Below are 22,376 nucleotides of genomic sequence, written 5' to 3' on the forward strand. Positions count from 1 at the left end.
GCACAAATACGCATTGTGACTGATTTTCATCATAAATTTTGTAAATTAGTGATCTGCAAACAGTTTCTCATTTAAAAGCTGAATAGTTGCTCAACGTAATATTCAAAAATGGTAACAATATGAAATATACAAAGTTAATCCTTCCTGCATTAGTGTTGGCCACGCTGGGCTCTGCACATGCAGAACAAATTGGTTCCGTGGATACCGTGTTTAAAATGTTTGGGCCGGATCACAAAATTGTGGTCGAAGCGTTTGATGATCCTGATGTGAAAAATGTCACCTGTTACATCAGCCGGGCGAAAACCGGTGGTATCAAGGGTGGGCTGGGGCTGGCGGAAGATACGTCCGACGCGGCTATCTCTTGCCAGCAGGTTGGTCCGGTTGAGTTGAGCGATAAAATCAAAAACGGTAAGGCGCAGGGCGATGTGGTTTTCCAGAAACGAACATCATTAGTCTTCAAGAAATTGCAGGTGGTGCGTTTCTATGACGCGAAACGTAACACTCTGGCATATTTAGCTTATTCCGATAAAGTGGTCGAAGGATCGCCGAAAAACGCCTTAAGCGCGGTACCCATTATTCCCTGGAGTAAATAAGCCCAATGTCTACGCCGCAACCGCAGATTTGGCTGGTAGAGGATGAAGCCAGCATCGCTGAAACGTTGATTTACATGTTGCAGCAGGACGGCTTTGCCGTCACCGCGTTTGAGCGAGGTTTGCCGGTGCTGGATGCGGCGCAGCATCGTCTGCCTGAGCTGGCGATTCTGGACGTCGGCCTGCCGGATATCAGCGGTTTTGAACTTTGTCGTCGGCTACTGGCGCGCGCGCCCGCGTTGCCGGTGCTGTTTCTTACCGCGCGCAGCGATGAAGTCGACAAGCTGCTGGGGCTGGAGATGGGCGCGGATGATTACATTGCCAAGCCCTTCTCACCGCGTGAAGTATGCGCCAGAGTGCGCACGGTGTTGCGCAGGCTGCAAAAAGCATCTCTTCACAACGAAATGCGGCGAATCGGCCAGTTTGAGTTGGACGAGGATGCCGCGATTATTCGCTGGTGCGGCGAAACGCTGCTGCTGACCCGCTACGAATTTCTGTTGTTGAAAACCTTACTGTTGGCACCAGGACGTGTTTTTTCTCGCCAGCAATTGATGGATCAAGTCTGGAGCGATGCTCAGGAGAGTTTTGACCGCACCGTCGATACTCATATCAAGACCTTGCGCGCCAAGCTACGCGCCATCAATGCTGAACTTACTCCTATCAATACGCATCGTGGTATGGGCTACAGCCTGGGGATCCGCTGATGCGCATTGGCATGCGCTTGTTGCTGGGGTATTTCCTGATCGTGGCAGTTGCCGCATGGTTCGTGCTGTCGATCTTTGTTCAGGAGATCAAACCCGGTGTACGACGCGCCACCGAAGGTACGCTTATTGATACCGCGACGCTGCTGGCGGAGCTGGCTCGCGAAGATTTACGCTCTGGTCACGCGCAGGATGGGCGCCTGGCGCAGGCTTTCTCGACGTTAAATCACCAGCCAATCAATGCGCATATCAGCGGGATCCATAAAGTTCGCAATGAGTATCACGTCTACATGACCGACAGCACCGGGCGCGTGGTGTTTGATTCGTCAGGAAAGGCGTTGGGGCAGGATTACTCACGCTGGAATGATGTCTGGCTGACGCTGCGCGGGAATTACGGTGCACGTAGTTCGCTGGCGGATGCCGGTAACCCGCAGAGTACGGTGATGTATGTTGCCGCCCCGGTGACCGATCAAGGCCGCATTATCGGTGTAATCAGCGTGGGTAAGCCAAACAGCGCGATGGATCCGGTGATTAGACGCAGCGAGCGACGCATCTTATGGGCCGGCGGCGCGCTGCTGGGCATTGCGTTGCTCATTGGTGCAGTCATGGTCTGGTGGATCAATCGCTCCATTGGCAAGCTGGCGCGCTACGCTGATTCCGTTACAGAAAACCGTCCGGTTCCTTTACCCGATTTAGGAAGCAGTGAGCTGCGTAAACTGGCGCAGGCGCTGGAAAGTATGCGTGTGAAACTGGAAGGCAAAAATTATATCGAACAGTATGTTTACGCCCTGACGCATGAACTGAAAAGCCCGCTGGCAGCCATTCGCGGCGCGGCGGAGATCCTGCGCGAAGGGCCGCCGCCAGACGTCGTGGCGCGTTTTACCGACAACATTCTTACGCAAAATAGCCGCATGCAGAACCTGGTTGAGAAGTTGTTACACCAGGCGAAACTGGAAAACCGGCTGGAAATTGCGTTTGCGGCAGTGGATGTCGGTATGCTTTTTCGCCAGCTACAGGAGCAACGCAGTGTGGTGTTGTCGGCGAAAGGCTTAACTCTGCAGATTGACGCTGCTGATGCTGTGGCAGCAGGGGATAGTGAACTGCTGGCCCAGGCGTTGGGTAATTTACTCGATAACGCCATTGATTTTACGCCGCCTGGCGGTGTGGTGGTGTTACGCGCCAGCCAGGAAGCTAACGCGCTGGTGTTAACGGTCAGCGACAGCGGTTCAGGTATCCCGGATTATGCAATGCAGCGCGTTTTTGAACGCTTCTACTCGCTGCCGCGAGCCGACGGGCAAAAAAGCAGTGGGCTGGGGCTGGCGTTTGTCCAGGAAGTCGCGCGGCTGCATCATGGTGATATTCGCGTTCTGAACCGCCCGCAAGGGGGTTGCGAAGCCCGGCTGTCACTTCACCCACACTTCACATAACTTCAAATCCTTCACACATAGCCTCACTACTCTGCGCACATCACTAAGGAGAAGGCTATGTTGAAATCCCCCCTGTTCTGGAAAATGGTAACGCTGTCAGGTTGTCTTTGTGTTCTGCTTGTCCCGCTGACGCTGCTGAGCGGCTTAATTGGCGAACGCGCGAATTATCGTAACGATGTGACGGATACGCTGCGCCAGAGCAGCGCTGGCAGTCAAAAATTGGTCGGGCCGTTGATCGCCATCCCGGTAACTGAAACGGTGGTTTCCCTGGAAAAAGCTAACGATAACGAGGCTCCCAAAGAGGTGCGGCGTAAACAAAGTTATCTTCGTTTTTGGTTACCAGAATCGCTGATGGTCAACGGCAAACAGCAGGTCGAAACCCGCAAGATCGGCATTTATGATGGACAAATCTGGCACAACGCCATTGAGATCAATGCGGAATTCGACCCAAAGCGGCTGGATATCAAAGCCGATGAAAATATCTCCCTTGGCGAGCCATTTCTAGTTTTAGCGTTGAGTGATTCGCGCGGTATTGGCCAGTTGCGTACCACCAGGTTGAATGGCGAGACACTCAGCGTTGAACCAGGAACCGGACTGGCAAGCGATCTGCAGGGTGTGCATATGCCGTTGTCGACGGCGAATTTGCAGCAATCGCTGAAGCTGACTATGGCGTTTAGTTTGAGCGGAACCGGTGATTTTTCCGTGGTGCCGCTGGGGCGAAATAGCGAGATGACACTGAATGGCGACTGGCCGCATCCGGGTTTTATGGGCGATTTTCTGCCGGAAAAACGCACGGTGAGTGCCAGTGGTTTTCAGGCGCACTGGCAAAGTAGCTGGTTTGCCAACAATCTGGACAGCAAAATGCGTACTGCCGGGGGGCTGTCTGCCAGCAAAAGTTGGGAATTGCCTGCTTTCAGCGTCAACATCGCCACACCTGCCGATCAGTACCAGTTGACCGACAGAGCAGTTAAATACGCGATTTTGCTGATCGTACTGACTTATCTGGCGTTTTTCGTTTTTGAGAGTTTAACTGCGCGGCAGATGCATCCGATGCAATATTTGCTGGTGGGGTTATCGCTGGTGATGTTCTACCTGGTGCTGCTGGCGCTTTCTGAACATACCGGTTTCACCATTGCCTGGGGAGTTGCCAGCCTGCTCGGTGCACTGCTGAACGGTGTCTATTTACAGGGCGTATTGAAAAGCTGGCGTGCGGGTTTGTCGTTTAGTATCGCGCTGTTAGTGCTTGATGCGGTGATGTGGAGCCTGTTGAACTCCAAAGATAATGCGCTGTTGCTCGGCACCGGTGTTCTGTTTATCGCCTTGAGCGCTGTGATGATGCTGACGCGCAAGATCGACTGGTATGCGCTTTCTGGTTCGGTGAAGAAAATACCGCAATCAGTGCGTGACGAAGAATTACTCATCTGGAAATAAAAAAGCGGCGCTTTGCGCCGCTTTTTTATCATTATTCTGGCTTATTCCTGCAAATCACCGCAGAAGCGGTAACCTTCACCGTGAATGGTGGCGATGATTTCCGGGGTATCCGGCGTCGATTCGAAATGTTTACGAATACGGCGGATAGTCACGTCGACCGTACGATCGTGTGGCTTCAGTTCACGGCCGGTCATTTTTTTCAGCAACTCCGCACGAGACTGGATTTTGCCTGGATTTTCGCAGAAGTGCAGCATCGCGCGGAATTCGCTGCGCGGCAGCTTATACTGCTCGCCGTTCGGGCTAATCAGTGAACGGCTATTGATATCCAGTTCCCAGCCGTTGAATTTGTAGCTGTCAACGCTGCGGCGTTCTTCGCTGACCGTGCCCAGATTCATGGTACGGGACAGCAGGTTGCGCGCGCGGATAGTCAGTTCGCGTGGGTTAAACGGTTTGGTGATGTAGTCGTCGGCACCAATTTCAAGGCCCAGAATCTTATCGACTTCGTTATCACGGCCCGTCAGGAACATCAGCGCGACATTCGCCTGCTCACGTAATTCACGCGCCAGCAAAAGACCGTTTTTACCCGGCAGATTGATATCCATGATCACCAGGTTGATATCATTTTCAGAAAGGATTTGATGCATTTCAGCGCCATCTGTCGCTTCAAAGACATCGTAGCCTTCTGCTTCGAAAATGCTTTTTAACGTGTTGCGTGTTACCAACTCGTCTTCAACAATAAGAATGTGCGGGGTCTGCATGTTTGCTACCTAAATTGCCAACTAAATCGAAACAGGAAGTACAAAAGTCCCTGACCAGCCTGGTGCATGTCGAAAATTAACATGACGGCGTAACATGACTAAAGTACGTAATTGCGTTCTTGATGCACTTTCCATCAACGTCAACAACATCATTAGCTTGGTCGTGGGTACTTTCCCTCTGAACCCGACAGTGTCAAAAACGGCTGTCATCCTAACCATTTTAACAGCAACATAACAGGCTAAGACGTAAATGACACCCAATAAAACTACGCTTCGTTGACATATATCAAGTTCAATTGTAGCACGTTAACAGTTTGGAGAAATCTTGATAGCCAAATGCTAGCGTTTCTTACAATTTTTCAATAAACCAACTAGTTGCGCATATTAATTGATAAACAGGGCGAATCCAATACAAGTGGGAAATTCTGTATTAAAATGCCATGAATAAACATAGGGATAAGTCCCTTCTGTTAACATCTTAGCAGGTAATATCGCTGATAAATAGTTTAGCTTTTTTTAACCGTAGACAAGGGCTAAATCAGTGATTTGTGTTACATAATTGTAAATTCGCACCGCGTAGTATGATGACAAAGGTCACATTTCCCCGTGGTCTCAGGAAGAAGAGAAAGTAAAATGCAATTGGCTGTTGTTCTTGTGTCCCCCGCGCGAGCGGAAAATGTCGGTGCCGCTGCCCGCGCTATGAAGACCATGGGGTTTAGTGATTTGCGTATCGTTGATAGCGAGGCGCACTTGCAAGAAGGCGCGCGCCGCGTGGCGCACGGCTCGGGCGATATCCTTGATAATATTAAAACTTATGCAACCCTTGCCGATGCGCTGGTGGATATCCCCTTTACCATCGCCACCACGGCGCGCAGCCGGGCAAAATTCCATTACTACGCGACACCAGCGGAACTGGTTCCCTTGTTACAAGAGAAAAGCACGTGGTTGAGTAGTGCTGCGCTGGTGTTTGGCCGTGAGGATTCCGGGCTTACCAATGAAGAGCTGGCGTTGGCAGATATTTTAACGGGTGTTCCGATGGTAGCGGATTATCCTTCACTTAATCTCGGCCAGGCGGTGATGGTTTTCTGCTATCAATTAGCATCTTTAATGCAACTTACTCCGAAAGAGGCAGCCCCTGTTGACGGTAATCAGTTGCAGGCGTTGCGTTTGCGAACTCGCGGATTACTGGAAAAATTAGGCGTGGCGGATGACATTAAAATGGCCGACTGGCTCGATCAGCGTCTTGGTCTGCTGGAACAACGTGACACTGCAATGTTGCATCGTTTGCTGCACGATATCGAAAAAAAACTCGCCGAGTAAATCGCTGACATAACGTTTTTTTATAGTTAAAGTCACTGCGATATATGACGAGAATGATCCTAATAGGTTGAAAGTGACGTCTGTTCCAGCGCAGCCGGGAATAACGGCAAAAGGGCGAAAAATAAAAATAAATTGACTTGAGCAGGCAGATACTTTAACCAATATAGGCATACAGCACAGACAGATAATGATTACAGAGCACACAACATCCATGAAACGCATCAGCACCATTACCACAATTACAACCATCACCATTACCACAGGTAACGGTGCGGGCTGACGCGTACAGGAAACACAGAAAAAAGCCCGCACCTGAACAGTGCGGGCTTTTTTTTCGACCGGAGATTAAGGGGTAAACCATGCGAGTGTTGAAGTTCGGCGGTACATCAGTGGCAAATGCGGAGCGTTTTCTGCGTGTTGCCGATATCCTGGAAAGTAATGCCAGGCAGGGGCAGGTGGCCACCGTGCTTTCTGCCCCGGCGAAAATTACTAACCATCTGGTGGCAATGATCGAAAAAACGATCGGCGGCCAGGATGCGATTCCGAACATTAGCGACGCCGAGCGTATCTTCGCCGACCTGCTGCAAGGGCTGGCGGATGCGCAACCGGGCTTTCCACTCGCACAATTAAAAGCTTTTGTTGAACAAGAGTTCGCGCAGATCAAACACGTTCTGCATGGTATCAGCCTGCTCGGCCAGTGCCCGGACAGCATTAACGCGGCGTTAATTTGCCGTGGTGAGAAACTCTCCATCGCCATCATGGCGGGGTTACTGGAAGCGCGCGGTCATAAAGTCAGCGTTATCGATCCGGTTGAGAAATTGCTCGCGGTCGGCCATTACCTTGAATCAACGGTCGATATCGCTGAATCTACTCGCCGTATCGCCGCCAGCCGTATTCCTGCGGATCATATGGTGCTGATGGCTGGTTTCACCGCCGGGAATGAAAAGGGTGAACTGGTGGTGCTTGGGCGTAACGGTTCCGACTATTCTGCTGCCGTACTCGCGGCCTGCCTGCGCGCAGATTGTTGTGAGATCTGGACCGATGTCGACGGCGTTTATACTTGCGACCCGCGCCAGGTGCCAGACGCCAGGTTGCTCAAGTCGATGTCGTACCAGGAAGCCATGGAGCTTTCCTACTTCGGCGCCAAAGTTCTTCACCCCCGTACCATCACCCCCATCGCACAGTTTCAAATTCCTTGCCTGATCAAAAACACCGGAAACCCGCAAGCACCGGGTACGCTGATTGGCGCGACCTCTGATGAAGATGGTCTGCCGGTAAAAGGCATTTCGAATCTGAATAACATGGCGATGTTCAGCGTCTCCGGTCCGGGGATGAAGGGCATGGTCGGCATGGCGGCACGTGTGTTTGCCGCGATGTCGCGCAACGGCATTTCCGTTGTGTTGATCACCCAGTCGTCCTCGGAATACAGCATCAGCTTCTGTGTGCCGCAATCCGATTGCGCCCGTGCCCAGCGTGCCATGAGCGAAGAGTTCTATCTGGAATTGAAAGAAGGCCTGCTGGAACCGCTGGCGGTAATGGAGCGTCTGGCGATCATCTCTGTTGTCGGCGACGGTATGCGCACATTGCGCGGGATTTCGGCGAAGTTTTTTGCGGCGCTGGCGCGCGCAAATATTAATATTGTGGCGATTGCTCAGGGCTCCTCCGAACGCTCAATCTCCGTGGTCGTTAGCAACGACGATGCCACCACTGGGGTGCGCGTCACGCACCAAATGCTGTTTAACACCGACCAGGTGATCGAGGTGTTTGTGATTGGCGTCGGCGGTGTCGGCGGTGCGCTGCTGGAACAGCTTAAGCGCCAGCAAACATGGCTGAAAAACAAACATATTGACCTGCGTGTTTGTGGTGTGGCGAACTCGAAAGCGCTGCTGACTAATGTTCACGGCCTGAATCTGGATAACTGGCAAGCGGAAATGGCACAAGCCAAAGAGCCGTTTAACCTGGGCCGCCTGATTCGCCTGGTGAAAGAGTATCACCTGCTGAACCCGGTGATTGTTGACTGTACTTCCAGCCAGGCGGTGGCCGATCAGTATGCGGATTTCCTGCGAGAAGGTTTCCACGTTGTGACGCCGAACAAAAAAGCCAACACCTCATCGCTGGATTATTACCACCAGTTGCGTCGCGCGGCGGAAAAATCGCGGCGTAAATTCCTGTACGACACTAACGTTGGTGCGGGCTTGCCGGTGATTGAAAACCTGCAAAACCTGCTGAACGCCGGGGACGAGCTGCAGCATTTCTCCGGTATTCTTTCCGGTTCTTTGTCGTTTATTTTCGGCAAGCTGGATGAAGGGGTGAGCCTGTCGGCGGCAACGCATCTTGCTCGTGAAATGGGCTACACCGAGCCGGATCCGCGGGATGATCTCTCCGGTATGGATGTGGCGCGTAAGCTGCTGATTCTGGCGCGCGAAACCGGTCGTGAACTGGAGTTGTCGGATATCGTCATCGAACCGGTGTTGCCGGCGAGTTTTGACGATTCAGGCGATGTTGAGAGTTTTATGGCGCGTCTGCCGGAGCTGGATGATGATTTTGCCGCACGAGTCGCAAAAGCGCGCGATGAAGGTAAGGTGCTGCGTTATGTCGGCAACATTGAAGAAGATGGCACTTGCCGGGTGAAAATCGCGGCTGTTGATGGCAACGATCCGCTGTTCAAAGTGAAAAACGGCGAGAACGCGCTGGCGTTCTACAGCCACTATTACCAGCCGTTACCGCTGGTGCTGCGCGGATATGGCGCGGGTAATGATGTGACGGCAGCGGGCGTGTTCGCCGACCTGCTGCGCACCCTGTCCTGGAAGTTAGGAGTCTGAGATGGTGAAGGTGTATGCTCCGGCCTCCAGTGCCAATATGAGCGTGGGTTTTGATGTGCTTGGCGCGGCGGTTACGCCTGTGGATGGCACATTGTTGGGCGATAATGTCAGTGTGGAAGCAGCCGATCATTTCAGCCTGAAGAATGTGGGCCGCTTCGCCAGTAAATTACCGACTGAGCCGAAAGAAAATATCGTTTATCAGTGCTGGGAACTGTTTTGTCAGGAGATCGGCAAGCAGGTTCCCGTCGCGATGACGCTGGAAAAAAACATGCCGATAGGCTCAGGGCTCGGCTCCAGCGCTTGTTCGGTGGTCGCGGCACTGGTCGCCATGAATGAGTTCTGCGGTAAGCCGCTGAACGAAACACGCATGCTGGCGCTGATGGGCGAGCTGGAAGGGCGTATTTCCGGTAGCGTGCATTACGATAACGTCGCGCCTTGCTACCTCGGCGGCATGCAATTGATGATCGAGGAAAGCGGCATTATCAGCCAGCAGGTGCCAGGCTTTGATGAGTGGCTGTGGGTTTTGGCGTATCCAGGCATTAAAGTCTCGACAGCCGAAGCGCGCGCGATCCTGCCAGCGCAATATCGCCGCCAGGATTGCATTGCTCATGGTCGCCACCTGGCGGGCTTTATCCATGCTTGCTACAGCCGTCAGCCTGCGCTGGCAGCAAAATTAATGAAAGATGTGATTGCCGAACCGTACCGCATGAAATTGCTGCCGGGGTTTGCGGAAGCACGTAAAGCAGTGGCGGATATTGGCGCGCTGGCCTGCGGGATCTCGGGTTCCGGACCAACGCTGTTTGCCTTGTGCGACAAGCAGGATACCGCTCAGCGCGTTGCCGACTGGCTCGGCAAGCACTATCTGCAAAATCAGGAAGGCTTCGTTCATATTTGCCGGCTGGACACGGCGGGCGCTCGCGTAGTGGGATAACCAATGAAACTTTACAACTTAAAAGATCATAACGAACAGGTCAGCTTTGCGCAGGCCGTCACCCAGGGGCTTGGCAAAAATCAGGGGCTGTTCTTCCCGCACGATCTGCCGGAATTTAACCTGACCGAGGTCGATGAGATGCTGGCGCAGGATTTCGTCACCCGCAGTGCGAAAATCCTTGCGGCGTTTATTGGCGATGAAATTCCTGAGGATGCGCTGGAAGCCCGCGTGCGTGCAGCGTTTGCTTTCCCTGCGCCGGTAAAACCGGTGGAGAGCGATGTTGGCTGCCTGGAGCTTTTCCACGGACCTACGCTGGCATTTAAAGATTTCGGCGGGCGTTTTATGGCGCAGATGCTGAGTGCTATCAGCGGCGACAAACCGGTGACCATTCTCACGGCGACGTCTGGCGATACGGGCGCTGCGGTGGCACATGCCTTCTACGGAATGAAGAACGTGCGTGTGGTGATCCTCTATCCGCAGGGCAAAATCAGCCCGCTGCAGGAAAAACTGTTCTGTACATTGGGCGGTAATATTGAAACTGTCGCTATCGATGCGGATTTCGATGCCTGCCAGGCACTGGTTAAACAGGCATTCGATGATGAAGAGCTGAAAACGGCACTGGGCTTGAACTCGGCAAACTCGATCAACATCAGCCGTCTGCTGGCACAGATTTGTTACTACTTTGAAGCGGTTGCACAACTGCCGCAGGAAGCACGCAATCAACTGGTGGTTTCCGTGCCGAGCGGTAACTTCGGTGATCTGACCGCCGGTTTGCTGGCGAAATCTCTGGGGCTGCCGATCAAACGTTTTATCGCCGCCACCAACGCCAATGACACGGTTCCGCGCTTCTTGAAAGAGGGGCAATGGCAGCCTAAAGCGACGCAGGCGACATTGTCGAATGCGATGGATGTGAGCCAGCCGAATAACTGGCCGCGTGTCGAAGAGTTGTTCCGTCGTAAGATCTGGCGCTTAAACGAGCTGGGTTATGCAGCGGTGGATGACGAAACCACGAAAGCCACGATCCGCGAGCTGAAAGGCAAGGGCTATATTTCTGAACCGCATGCTGCCATCGCTTACCGTGCGCTGCGCGATCAACTGCAACCGGGAGAGTATGGCCTGTTCCTCGGTACCGCGCATCCGGCGAAATTCAAAGAGAGTGTTGAGGAGATTCTGGGAGAAACCCTGCCGCTGCCAAAAGAGCTGGCCGATCGCGCCGACTTACCACTGCTTTCGCATCAGTTGCCTGCGGATTTCTCCGCCCTGCGTCAGTTGATGATGAGCAAAGCGTAATGTCTCTGTTTCCCCTGCCTGCTGGCAGGGGAAACATAACGCTTACTGCTCGTGACGCTTAAACACCATTTCGTCCTGCGCGGACGCTTCTTCATCAAAGAAATACCCTTCGCTATCAAACCCCGCTAACTGCTCCGGTTTCGTCAAACGCTGCTCAATGATGTAGCGGCTCATCAACCCACGCGCTTTTTTGGCGTAGAAGCTTATGACCTTAAACTTGCCATTCTTCTCATCAAGGAACACAGGTTTAATTACCCTGGCTTTCAGTTTCTGGGTTTTGACCGATCGGAAATATTCGTCAGAGGCCAGGTTGATAACAATATCGTCGCCCTGGGCGGCAATGGCGTCGTTGAGTTTGTGGGTAATGGTATCGCCCCAGAATTGATACAGATCCTTACCTTTGGCGTTCTCCAGCCGGATGCCCATCTCCAGCCGGTAAGGTTGCATCAGATCCAGCGGGCGCAGCACGCCGTATAACCCGGAAAGCATGCGCAGATGCTGCTGCGCAAAGTCGAAATCCGCCTCGCTGAAGGTTTCCGCCTGCAGACCGGTGTAGACGTCGCCTTTGAAGGCCAGAATCGCCTGGCGCGCATTTTCCGGGGTGAAATCAGGCTGCCAGTCGTGAAAGCGGGTCGCGTTAAGATCGGCGAGTTTATCGCTGATGCCCATCAGCGCTTTGATTTGCGGCGCAGAAAGTTTGCGGGCGGTCTTAATCAATTGCTGGGCGTGATCCAGCAGTTCCGGCTGGGTAAAGCGCGTGGTCGCCAGCGGGCTTTGGTAATCGAGTGTTTTAGCAGGTGAAATCAAAATCAGCATACTCAGTCCTTGCTGTGCGAGAAATTTCCGCTGACTTTAGCAAAAAAACCAACAGACTTGATCGATAGTTGCGATTAGCGCTACGAACGGGGAATGTCATCCCAGCTACCCGGCGCCAGCTGGCGTTTGATCTCCGGGTAGCGCTTCGGATCAAAGACCGGCATGACGCCAAGTTTACGCTGGCGCTGGTAATCACGCGCCAGCAGTCTCACCACTGGCGAAAGCAACAGGATCGCGGTCAGGTTGGTAATAGCCATCAACGCCATCATCACGTCGGCGACGTGCCAGATTAGCGGCAGGCTGAAAAACGAGCCTATTAGCACCATCAGCAAAACAGCTGTGCGCAGTAACCAGATATTCCTTGCGCTATTACGGCGCAAAAAGATCAGGTTGTTTTCCGCGTAGGTGTAGTTCGCCACAATCGACGTAAATGCAAACAGCGCAACGATGGCGGCAACGAACCCCGCGCCCCAGCTGCCTGTCAGTGACACCATCGCCTGCTGCATCAATTGCGTTCCGCCGATCGCGCCTGTAGCTGGCGCATTTCCCGCAAGCAGCAGAATAAACGCGCTGGCGGTACAGACCAGAAAGGTATCGGTTACGACGCCAATCATCTGCACAAAACCTTGTGCGACAGGATGGGGAGGCCATGATGCCGCAGTAGCGGCGGCGTTGGGGGACGATCCCATACCCGCTTCATTCGCGAGCATGCTACGTTGAAAACCGCTGGTGATGGCCTGGCTCAGGGTGTAAGCCATGGTTCCGGTTGCCGCTTCCTGCCAGCCAAAAGCGCTTTTGACAATGTTCACAAGAACCGCAGGCAGCAGATTGGCATGCCACAGGCTGACGCCAAAACTCACGACAATCCAGGCCAGCGCCATTACCGGCACCATCCACTGCATCAAGCGCGCAACGTTGTTAAGCCCTTTGAGCATGAACAGAAAAGCACACGCAGCAAGCGCGATCCCACTGATAAATCCGGGCACGTTCCACGCATAACGCGCGGCTTGTGCCATCGCCGTGGATTGAATGGTGTTAAACACCAGACCGTAGGTGAGCAACAGAAAGATGGAGAACAGCACGCCCATCCAGCGCATGCCCAGCCCGCGTTCCATATACCATGCCGGGCCGCCGCGCAGTTGCTGATTGTCATCACGCTCTTTGTACAATTGCGCCAGCGAACATTCGGCAAAGCTAATGACCATGCCAATGATGGCGGAAATCCACATCCAGAAAATCGCCCCTGGGCCGCCAGTGGTCAGTGCAAACGCCACGCCCGCCAGGTTACCGCTGCCGAGCCTTGTCGCAAGGCTCAGGCATAACGCCTGATACGACGAGAGCGCACCAGGCTGTGCAACTCGGCTGCTTTTCAGACTTTGGCCAAAATCGCGAATGAAACGGAAGGGGACAAACCGGCTGCGGAACGCAAACCAGATACCTGCCGCCGCCAGCAGGTAAACCATCAATGAACCCCAAAGGATTTCACTGATGAATGAGAAAAATTCAGGCATTAACATTCCTCTTGTTGATGCCGGGGGGGCCTGGGGCGTGGCTACAGGAGTGTATGCATCACTTCGCAGGCAATTAATTAAGTGAGTTTACCATACAATTTTCAGAGCATTGTCTGCGGTTGCGCTGGCAAGGCGTCGTGTTATCATCATGGGCAGACCGGTTACATCCCCCTAACAAGTATACTCGTCATACTTCTCGTTCAGGTGCGCTGGCTGCGTTAATGCGCCAGGCGCAGCAACGCGTCGTCGGTCTTAGCGTGGAGTATTAGGGTATCGTTTAAAGAGAAATATTATCATGACGGATAAATTGACCTCCCTGCGTCAGTACACCACAGTCGTGGCTGATACCGGAGATATCGCGGCAATGAAGCTGTACCAGCCGCAGGATGCAACAACTAACCCTTCTCTGATTCTTGGGGCTGCCCAAATCCCTGAATACCGCAAACTGATTGACGACGCCGTGACCTGGGCGCGTAGCCAGAGCAGCGATCGTGCGCAGCAGGTTGTTGATGCAACAGACCGACTGGCAGTGAATATCGGTCTGGAAATCCTCAAACTGATCCCTGGCCGTATCTCCACCGAAGTGGATGCGCGTCTCTCTTACGACACCGACGCGTCTATCGCGAAAGCAAAACGCCTGATCAAAATGTACAACGATGCGGGTATCAGCAACGATCGTATCCTGATCAAACTGGCGTCCACCTGGCAGGGCATCCGCGCTGCAGAACAGCTGGAAAAAGAGGGTATCAACTGTAACCTGACGCTGCTGTTCTCCTTTGCACAGGCGCGCGCATGTGCTGAAGCGGGCGTGTTCCTGATCTCTCCGTTCGTTGGCCGTATTCTCGACTGGTACAAAGCCAATACCGACAAGAAAGAGTACGCACCGGCAGAAGATCCGGGTGTGGTTTCCGTTACGGAAATCTACCAGTACTACAAACAGCACGGTTACGAAACCGTGGTAATGGGCGCAAGTTTCCGTAACACCGGCGAAATTATTGAACTGGCGGGCTGCGACCGTCTGACCATCGCGCCGGCACTGCTGAAAGAGCTGTCTGAAAGCGCGGGCACCATTGAACGTAAACTCGCTTACACCGGCGAAGTGAAAGCGCGTCCTGAGCGCATCACCGAAGCGGAATTCCTGTGGCAGCACAACCAGGATCCGATGGCGGTTGATAAACTGGCGGACGGTATCCGTAAGTTTGCCGTTGACCAGGAAAAACTGGAAAAAATGATCGGCGATCTGCTGTAATCATCAGGCGTGGCCGGGTTCCCGGTCACGCTTCTTCTCTCTGCTCTGTTTGCCTTTCCCCTCAGCGTGTATCATTTCGTTAAATTGTTTTTTTGCACGGAATGAATATGGACACACTACGCATTGGTTTAGTTTCGGTTTCCGATCGCGCCTCCAGCGGCGTTTATCAGGACAAAGGTTTGCCCGCACTGGAAGCGTGGCTGGCGGGCGCCCTGACAACCCCTTTTCAGATTGAAACTCGCCTGATCCCAGATGAGCAAAGCATTATCGAACAAACCCTGTGCGAGCTGGTGGATGAAATGAGTTGCCATCTGGTGCTGACCACTGGCGGAACCGGGCCTGCGCGCCGCGATGTAACGCCGGATGCAACGCTGGCGGTAGCCGATCGCGAAATGCCCGGGTTTGGCGAACAGATGCGGCAAATCAGCCTCAATTTTGTGCCGACCGCGATCCTTTCCCGCCAGGTCGGTGTGATCCGCAAGCAGGCGCTGATCCTCAATTTGCCCGGCCAGCCGAAATCGATAAAAGAGACGCTGGAAGGGCTTAAAGATGAAGATGGTACAGTGAAAGTGCCGGGTATTTTTGCCAGTGTACCGTATTGTGTACAGTTGCTGGACGGGCCATACGTCGAGACAGATCCGCAAGTTGTAGCATCATTTAGGCCTAAGAGCGCGAGGCGTGAAATTTTATCCTAAAAAAGATTCTTTTCTGAGATAAGCAGTGCCGTCTATGGAGTGTTAATTTATTTACGGTATAGTAATTTTTAATTTACAGGATCCGTAATAATTAAATTAACACTTCCTCTTTACAAACGGTTTGCTATGTCAACTTATACACGCCCTCTGAACAGACAAGACTATAAAACGCTGACGCTGGCCGCGCTGGGTGGCGCGCTGGAGTTTTATGATTTCATCATTTTCGTCTTCTTTGCCGCTGTCGTCGGTGAACTCTTTTTCCCTGCTGATATCCCGGAATGGCTGCGCCAGGTGCAGACCTTTGGCATTTTTGCCGCAGGTTACTTGGCTCGTCCGCTCGGCGGCATTGTGATGGCGCACTTTGGCGATTTGGTCGGGCGCAAGAAGATGTTTACGCTCAGTATCCTGCTAATGGCGCTGCCGACGCTGGCGATTGGTTTGCTGCCGACCTATGCCTCGATGGGCATTGTTGCGCCGTTGCTACTGCTGTTAATGCGTGTGCTGCAAGGCGCGGCGATTGGTGGTGAAGTGCCTGGTGCCTGGGTTTTTGTGGCAGAACATGTTCCGGCTCGCCGCATCGGTATTGCCTGTGGGACGTTAACCGCGGGGCTGACGGTAGGCATTTTGCTCGGCTCTGTAGTCGCCACGCTGGTAAACACCAGCATGACGCAGCAGGCTATTCACGATGGCGGCTGGCGTATTCCGTTCCTGTTGGGCGGGGCGTTTGGTCTGGTGGCCATGTACTTGCGTCGCTGGTTACAGGAAACGCCGATTTTCCTTGAGCTCCAGCAGCGAAAAGCGTTGGCGCAGGAGTTGCCGGTCAAATCCGTGGTAATGAAACATAAAAAAGCGGTGGTTGTTTCGATGCTGCTGACCTGGCTGTTGTCCGCCGGGATTGTGGTGGTGATCCTGATGTCGCCGGTTTGGCTACAAAAACAGTATGGTTTCGCGCCAGCGCTGACGCTGCAGGCGAACAGTATCGCCACTGTGATGCTCTGTTTGGGTTGTCTTGCTGCCGGACTGCTGGTGGACAAATTTGGTGCCAGTCGTACTTTTATTGTTGGCAGCATTCTGCTGGCCTGTTCCAGCTGGTTTTTCTATCACCTGGTCGGCAGCCATCCTGAGCAGCTGTTTCTTTTGTATGGCGTGGTGGGGCTGTGCGTTGGCGTGGTGGGCGCGGTGCCCTACGTAATGGTGCGTGCCTTCCCGGCAGAGGTGCGTTTCACCGGTATTTCATTCTCTTATAACGTGTCGTATGCCATTTTCGGTGGACTGACGCCGATTGCCGTTACGATGCTGATGGGCGTTTCGCCGATGGCTCCCGCATGGTATGTGCTGGCGCTGTCGCTGCTTGGCCTGGGATTGGGGATTTTGCTGCGTCAGGATCTTTATCACCAGGATAACGTGACTGAAGGCGCGGTACAGCAATCATAAAAAAACGGAGCCAAATGGCTCCGTTTTGTTTTATCTATGCGCGGAGAAATTAGTGCTTCTCGCCAATTGGCAGCACCGTGCGTTCGAACTGTTCGTTCAGCACTTCGCCCATCGCCAGATAGATTGCGCTGGCACCACATACCAGACCGATCCAGCCTGCAACGTGAACAATGCCTTCGTTATCAGCCAGGTGGCCAATTGCCAGCAGCGCGAACAGCACCGTCAGGCTCAGGAAGACGAATTGCAGTGCGCGTGCGCCTTTCAGCGTGCCGAAGAACATAAACAGTGTGAATACGCCCCAGATGCCTAAATAAACGCCCAGGAAATGGCCGTTGGTTGCTTCTGCCAGCCCCATTTTCGGGAACAGCAGGATCGCTACCAGCGTCAACCAGAAAGAGCCGTAGGAGGTGAACGCAGTTAAACCGAAGGTGTTGCCTTTTTTATACTCAAGCAGACCGGCAAAAATTTGTGCGATACCACCATAGAAAATGCCCATCGCCAGGATAATGACATCCATCGGGAACAAACCAATATTGTGCAGGTTAAGCAGAATAGTGGTCATGCCGAAGCCCATTAAGCCCAGCGGAGCCGGATTAGCCAACTTAGTGTTGCCCATAATTCCTCAAAATAAATCAATATGAAAAGGGAAAATGAAAGCCCCGCGTCGGTATTGAGGAGGCGGGGCGCGGCATCATAAATAGCGCCATTGAACCTGTCTATGATCTGAACAGGTGTAAATTAAAAAATTTTTTACCGCTCCCCCTTGATGCGCGAGCTTGCGACCCCATCTTGTAGTCAACCGCAGTGTGTGAGCCTGAATAAAAAACAATACAGGGTAGTTGAAACCGCACGTTTCGCCCTTATTACAGGTTCACAACCACATGATGACGAATTTTTAGTGGAGACGTTTAGATGGGTAAAATTATTGGTATCGACCTTGGGACAACCAACTCTTGTGTAGCCATTATGGATGGCGCTCAGGCTCGTGTGCTGGAGAACGCCGAAGGCGATCGCACCACGCCTTCTATTATCGCTTATACACAGGATGGCGAAACTCTGGTAGGTCAGCCGGCTAAACGTCAGGCAGTGACGAACCCGCAAAACACTTTGTTTGCGATCAAACGCCTGATTGGCCGTCGCTTCCAGGACGAGGAAGTCCAGCGTGACGAATCTATCATGCCGTACAAAATCATCGCAGCCGACAACGGCGATGCGTGGATTGATGTAAAAGGCACCAAAATGGCGCCGCCGCAGATTTCTGCGGAAGTGCTGAAAAAAATGAAGAAAACCGCTGAAGATTACCTGGGTGAACCGGTAACTGAAGCTGTTATCACCGTTCCGGCTTACTTTAACGATGCGCAGCGTCAGGCAACCAAAGACGCCGGTCGTATCGCAGGTCTGGAAGTTAAACGTATTATCAACGAACCGACAGCGGCAGCGCTGGCGTACGGTCTGGATAAAGAAACCGGCAACCGTACTATCGCGGTATATGACCTGGGTGGCGGTACTTTCGATATCTCTATCATCGAAATCGATGAAGTTGATGGCGAAAAAACCTTCGAAGTTCTGGCAACCAACGGTGATACCCACCTGGGTGGTGAAGACTTCGACAGCCGTCTGATCAACTACCTGGTAGAAGAGTTCAAGAAAGATCAGGGTATCGATCTGCGTAACGATCCGCTGGCGATGCAGCGTCTGAAAGAAGCGGCAGAAAAAGCGAAAATTGAGCTCTCTTCCGCGCAGCAGACTGACGTGAACCTGCCGTATATCACTGCAGATGCGACTGGTCCGAAACACATGAACATCAAAGTGACTCGCGCGAAACTGGAAAGCCTGGTTGAAGACCTGGTTAACCGTTCCATCGAGCCGCTGAAAGTTGCGCTGCAGGATGCGGGTCTGTCCGTATCTGACATCAACGACGTGATCCTGGTCGGTGGCCAGACGCGTATGCCGATGGTGCAGAAAAAAGTGGCCGAGTTCTTCGGTAAAGAGCCGCGTAAAGACGTTAACCCGGACGAAGCCGTTGCTATCGGTGCTGCGGTGCAGGGCGGTGTTCTGACTGGTGAAGTGAAAGACGTTCTTCTGCTGGACGTTACCCCGCTGTCGCTGGGTATCGAAACCATGGGCGGCGTGATGACTGCGCTGATCAACAAAAACACCACTATCCCGACCAAGCACAGCCAGGTGTTCTCTACTGCGGAAGACAACCAGTCTGCGGTAACCATCCATGTGCTGCAGGGTGAGCGTAAACGTGCGTCTGATAACAAATCGCTGGGTCAGTTCAACCTCGATGGTATCAACCCGGCACCGCGCGGTATGCCGCAGATTGAAGTTACCTTCGACATCGACGCTGATGGTATTTTGCACGTGTCTGCGAAAGATAAAAATACCAACCGCGAGCAGAAGATCACCATCAAGGCTTCTTCTGGTCTGAACGAAGATGAAATCCAGAAAATGGTACGCGATGCTGAAGCAAACGCTGAAGCTGACCGTAAATTTGAAGAACTGGTGCAGACCCGTAACCAGGCAGACCATCTGCTGCACAGCACCCGTAAGCAGGTTGAAGAAGCAGGCGATAAACTGCCGGCGGAAGACAAAACTGCTATCGACGCTGCGCTGAGCGAGCTGGAAGCGGCGCTGAAAGGCGAAGACAAGGCTGACATCGAAGCGAAAATGCAGGCGCTGGCGCAGGCTTCCCAGAAACTGCTGGAAATCGCACAGCAACAGCACGCGCAACAGCAGGCGGGCGCTGATGCTTCTGCGAACAACGCGAAAGACGACGATGTTGTTGACGCCGAGTTTGAAGAAGTAAAAGACAAAAAATAATCGCCCTGATGCAGGGTAGATAACCAGCACGGGCGTCGGGGTTTTCTCCACGCCCGTGCTCGTATGTTAAGGGGCAGATAAACCGATGGCGAAGCAAGACTATTACGAGATTTTAGGCGTTCCGAAAACAGCGGAAGAGCGTGAAATCAAAAAGGCGTACAAACGCCTGGCCATGAAATATCACCCGGACCGCAACCAGGGCGATAAAGAGGCCGAAGCTAAATTCAAAGAAATTAAAGAAGCCTACGAAGTCCTGACCGATGCCCAAAAACGTGCGGCTTACGATCAGTACGGCCATGCGGCGTTTGAACAAGGCGGCATGGGCGGTGGTGGGTTCGGCGGCGGCGGTTTTGGCGGCGGCGCGGACTTCAGCGATATTTTCGGCGACGTGTTTGGCGATATTTTCGGCGGTGGCCGTGGTCGTCAGCGCGCGGCGCGCGGCGCGGATTTGCGCTACAACATGGATTTGACGCTGGAAGAAGCCGTTCGCGGCGTCACAAAAGAGATCCGTATTCCTACGCTTGAAGAGTGCGACGTGTGCCACGGCAGCGGCGCGAAAGCGGGTACGCAGCCGCAGACCTGTCCGACCTGTCACGGTTCTGGCCAGGTACAGATGCGCCAGGGCTTTTTTGCCGTGCAGCAGACCTGTCCGCACTGTCAGGGGCGGGGTACGCTGATTAAAGATCCATGCAATAAATGTCACGGTCATGGCCGCGTCGAAAAATCCAAAACCCTGTCCGTTAAAATCCCGGCAGGCGTGGATACCGGCGATCGCATTCGTCTGAGTGGTGAAGGCGAAGCGGGTGAACACGGTGCACCAGCAGGTGATCTGTACGTTCAGGTGCAAGTAAAACAGCACCCGATCTTTGAACGTGAAGGCAACAACTTGTACTGCGAAGTGCCGATCAACTTTGCCATGGCGGCGCTGGGCGGTGAAATCGAAGTGCCGACGCTGGATGGTCGCGTGAAGCTGAAAGTACCGACCGAAACCCAGACGGGCAAACTGTTCCGTATGCGCGGCAAAGGGGTGAAATCCGTTCGCGGCGGCGCACAGGGCGATTTGCTGTGTCGCGTGGTTGTAGAAACGCCGGTCGGCCTGAACGACAAGCAGAAACAGCTGCTGAAAGATCTGCAGGATAGCTTTGGCGGCCCGACAGGCGAAAATAATAGCCCGCGTTCCAAAAGCTTTTTCGACGGCGTGAAGAAATTCTTTGATGATTTAACCCGTTAAGCCTTCTTCATGATGCGTTATCAGGCCCGGCTTCTGCCGGGCTTTTTTTATCCGCTTTTCAATTGCTCGGAAAAAGAGAGTTTATCAGCAACAATAATCTGATTTTGTCGAGGATTAGAGCGGAGTAAGATAGCCGCCACGACGTTACAGGGATCGGAGAACAAGATGAAATTATTGCAACGCTTCTTTAGCAGCGATGCCTCGGGTGGCATTGTGCTGATCATTGCGGCGGCGCTGGCGATGCTCTGCGCCAACCTCGGTGCTACGCAGGATTTATACAGCTCTTTTCTGCAAACACCTGTTGAGCTGAAAGTCGGCTCGCTGGAGATCAAAAAAGATATGCTGCTGTGGATCAACGATGCGTTGATGGCAATCTTTTTCCTGATGGTCGGTCTGGAGGTGAAATATGAACTGGTTCAGGGCACGCTCGCCAGCCGCCAGCAGGCTGTATTCCCGGTAATTGCTGCACTCGGCGGCATGGTGGCTCCGGCGCTAATCTTTTTGCTGTTTAACCACGATAACCCCCTGGCGAGCCATGGTTGGGCCATTCCAACCGCAACCGATATCGCCTTTGCTCTCGGGGTGCTGGCGTTGTTGGGCAACCGGGTTCCGCCCGTGCTGAAAGTGTTTTTGATGGCGCTGGCGATCATTGATGATCTGGGTGCGATTATTATTATCGCGTTGTTCTATACAAGCGACCTCTCAACACTGGCGCTGGGCGTTGCCGCTGGCGCGATTGTTGTCCTTGCTATCATGAATGCGTTGAATATCCGACGTATTGGCCTTTACATGCTGGTCGGCGTTGTCTTGTGGACAGCGGTACTGAAATCCGGTGTGCATGCGACCCTCGCGGGTGTGGTTGTCGGTTTCTTTGTCCCACTGCGTGAAGAAAAAGGTGTCTCTCCTCTCCATCAACTTGTGGATGCGATTAACCCGTGGGTTGGCTGGCTGATCCTGCCGTTGTTCGCGTTTGCGAACGCGGGTGTCTCATTACATGGAATGTCGCTGTCCGGGCTGGGAGATGTGTTGCCGTTGGGCATTATTGCCGGTCTTGTTATTGGCAAACCGCTTGGGATCTCGCTGTTTTGCTGGCTGGCGCTGCGTTTGAAGCTGGCGAGGTTACCGCAGGGCGCAGTGTTCAAACAGATTATGGCGGTAGGCGTGCTGTGCGGTATCGGCTTTACCATGTCGATATTTATCTCCTCGCTGGCCTTTGGCGACGCGCATGCGGAGATGGTTGCCTGGAGCAAGCTTGGGATCCTGACGGGTTCGATTCTCTCTGCGGTAACCGGTTATTGTCTGCTGCGTACACGCATTATTCGTACCTGACGGCGAGCAGGACAA

General features: G+C 53.2%; 20 protein-coding genes and 1 other annotated feature. Of the genes, 16 read left to right on the forward strand and 4 right to left on the reverse strand.

All coding sequences use genetic code 11. From position 1 onward, the window contains the following. Nucleotides 1–119: 119 nt before the first annotated feature. From creA to creD, 4 genes are read left to right on the forward strand one after another with little or no spacing between them, the layout of a single operon-like run. Complete coding sequence (gene creA, locus H650_RS17745) at nucleotides 120–593, forward strand: protein CreA (RefSeq protein WP_020456481.1); 474 nt, start codon at nucleotides 120–122, stop codon at nucleotides 591–593. Between the two features lie 5 nt (nucleotides 594–598). Further along, complete coding sequence (gene creB / locus H650_RS17750; protein WP_020456482.1) at nucleotides 599–1,294, forward strand: two-component system response regulator CreB; 696 nt, start codon at nucleotides 599–601, stop codon at nucleotides 1,292–1,294. Beyond that, a complete protein-coding gene (gene creC, locus H650_RS17755; RefSeq protein WP_020456483.1) occupies nucleotides 1,294–2,718 on the forward strand; it encodes a two-component system sensor histidine kinase CreC in 1,425 nt (474 codons plus the stop codon). The genes creB and creC overlap by 1 nt, the downstream gene beginning before the upstream one ends. A 57-nt stretch (nucleotides 2,719–2,775) precedes the next feature. Then, entirely contained in the window at nucleotides 2,776–4,149 is a 1,374-nt protein-coding gene (creD, locus tag H650_RS17760; protein WP_020456484.1) for a cell envelope integrity protein CreD, read from the forward strand. Nucleotides 4,150–4,190: 41 nt separating this feature from the next. On the opposite strand, the gene arcA is transcribed toward creD, so the two are convergent. Continuing rightward, on the reverse strand, nucleotides 4,191–4,907 hold the full coding sequence (gene arcA / locus H650_RS17765; protein ID WP_003856501.1) for a two-component system response regulator ArcA: 717 nt from the start codon (nucleotides 4,905–4,907) through the stop codon (nucleotides 4,191–4,193). 94 nt (nucleotides 4,908–5,001) lie between these two features. Between arcA and yjjY the strand changes: the two genes are divergently transcribed. The 6 genes from yjjY (at nucleotide 5,002) to thrC (ending at nucleotide 11,270) form a co-directional block, all read left to right on the forward strand. Further along, complete coding sequence (yjjY, locus tag H650_RS25450) at nucleotides 5,002–5,142, forward strand: YjjY family protein (protein WP_086870418.1); 141 nt, start codon at nucleotides 5,002–5,004, stop codon at nucleotides 5,140–5,142. Between the two features lie 398 nt (nucleotides 5,143–5,540). Further along, a complete protein-coding gene (locus H650_RS17770) occupies nucleotides 5,541–6,227 on the forward strand; it encodes a tRNA/rRNA methyltransferase (RefSeq protein WP_020456485.1) in 687 nt (228 codons plus the stop codon). A 211-nt stretch (nucleotides 6,228–6,438) separates the two neighbouring features. Then, entirely contained in the window at nucleotides 6,439–6,507 is a 69-nt protein-coding gene (thrL, locus tag H650_RS24825; RefSeq protein ID WP_110093700.1) for a thr operon leader peptide, read from the forward strand. Then, nucleotides 6,446–6,563, forward strand: a sequence feature (Thr leader region). (Overlaps the previous gene by 62 nt.) Before the next feature lie 23 nt (nucleotides 6,564–6,586). Next, nucleotides 6,587–9,049 carry a bifunctional aspartate kinase/homoserine dehydrogenase I gene (gene thrA, locus H650_RS17775; protein WP_020456486.1) on the forward strand — a complete coding sequence of 821 codons (2,463 nt, stop codon included), beginning with the start codon at nucleotides 6,587–6,589 and terminating at the stop codon, nucleotides 9,047–9,049. A 1-nt stretch (nucleotide 9,050) separates the two neighbouring features. Continuing rightward, nucleotides 9,051–9,980 (forward strand): homoserine kinase, encoded by a 930-nt coding sequence (gene thrB / locus H650_RS17780; RefSeq protein ID WP_020456487.1) that lies wholly within the window; start codon nucleotides 9,051–9,053, stop codon nucleotides 9,978–9,980. Between the two features lie 3 nt (nucleotides 9,981–9,983). Continuing rightward, the gene (thrC, locus tag H650_RS17785; RefSeq protein WP_020456488.1) at nucleotides 9,984–11,270 is read left to right on the forward strand and encodes a threonine synthase; all 1,287 of its coding nucleotides are present in this window, start codon (nucleotides 9,984–9,986) and stop codon (nucleotides 11,268–11,270) included. 42 nt (nucleotides 11,271–11,312) lie between these two features. Here the strand turns inward: thrC and yaaA are convergent, their stop codons facing one another. Then, nucleotides 11,313–12,086: a peroxide stress protein YaaA gene (yaaA, locus tag H650_RS17790; protein WP_020456489.1), complete on the reverse strand. Its 774-nt coding sequence runs from the start codon at nucleotides 12,084–12,086 to the stop codon at nucleotides 11,313–11,315. Between the two features lie 80 nt (nucleotides 12,087–12,166). Further along, nucleotides 12,167–13,597 (reverse strand): alanine/glycine:cation symporter family protein, encoded by a 1,431-nt coding sequence (locus H650_RS17795; RefSeq protein ID WP_020456490.1) that lies wholly within the window; start codon nucleotides 13,595–13,597, stop codon nucleotides 12,167–12,169. Between the two features lie 295 nt (nucleotides 13,598–13,892). On the opposite strand from H650_RS17795, the gene tal reads away from it, so the two are divergent. From tal to H650_RS17810, 3 genes are all read left to right on the forward strand, one after another. Beyond that, entirely contained in the window at nucleotides 13,893–14,846 is a 954-nt protein-coding gene (gene tal / locus H650_RS17800) for a transaldolase (protein WP_017457867.1), read from the forward strand. A gap of 107 nt (nucleotides 14,847–14,953) precedes the next feature. Next, nucleotides 14,954–15,541, forward strand: a complete 588-nt coding sequence (gene mog, locus H650_RS17805; RefSeq protein WP_020456491.1) for a molybdopterin adenylyltransferase — start codon at nucleotides 14,954–14,956, stop codon at nucleotides 15,539–15,541. Nucleotides 15,542–15,667: 126 nt separating this feature from the next. Further along, the gene (locus H650_RS17810; RefSeq protein WP_020456492.1) at nucleotides 15,668–16,975 is read left to right on the forward strand and encodes an MFS transporter; all 1,308 of its coding nucleotides are present in this window, start codon (nucleotides 15,668–15,670) and stop codon (nucleotides 16,973–16,975) included. A gap of 49 nt (nucleotides 16,976–17,024) precedes the next feature. On the opposite strand, the gene satP is transcribed toward H650_RS17810, so the two are convergent. Beyond that, entirely contained in the window at nucleotides 17,025–17,591 is a 567-nt protein-coding gene (gene satP, locus H650_RS17815; RefSeq protein ID WP_020456493.1) for an acetate uptake transporter, read from the reverse strand. A 296-nt stretch (nucleotides 17,592–17,887) separates the two neighbouring features. Between satP and dnaK the strand changes: the two genes are divergently transcribed. The 3 genes from dnaK to nhaA all read left to right on the forward strand — a co-directional run bounded on the left by dnaK (nucleotide 17,888) and on the right by nhaA (nucleotide 22,361). After that, a complete protein-coding gene (dnaK, locus tag H650_RS17820) occupies nucleotides 17,888–19,801 on the forward strand; it encodes a molecular chaperone DnaK (protein ID WP_020456494.1) in 1,914 nt (637 codons plus the stop codon). Nucleotides 19,802–19,886: 85 nt separating this feature from the next. Next, a complete protein-coding gene (gene dnaJ / locus H650_RS17825; RefSeq protein ID WP_017457872.1) occupies nucleotides 19,887–21,032 on the forward strand; it encodes a molecular chaperone DnaJ in 1,146 nt (381 codons plus the stop codon). Nucleotides 21,033–21,197: 165 nt separating this feature from the next. Continuing rightward, nucleotides 21,198–22,361, forward strand: coding sequence for a Na+/H+ antiporter NhaA (gene nhaA, locus H650_RS17830; RefSeq protein ID WP_020456495.1), 1,164 nt, complete (start codon nucleotides 21,198–21,200; stop codon nucleotides 22,359–22,361). Nucleotides 22,362–22,376 lie beyond the last annotated feature (15 nt).

The organism is Enterobacter sp. R4-368, assembly GCF_000410515.1.
Classification (GTDB): domain Bacteria; phylum Pseudomonadota; class Gammaproteobacteria; order Enterobacterales; family Enterobacteriaceae; genus Kosakonia.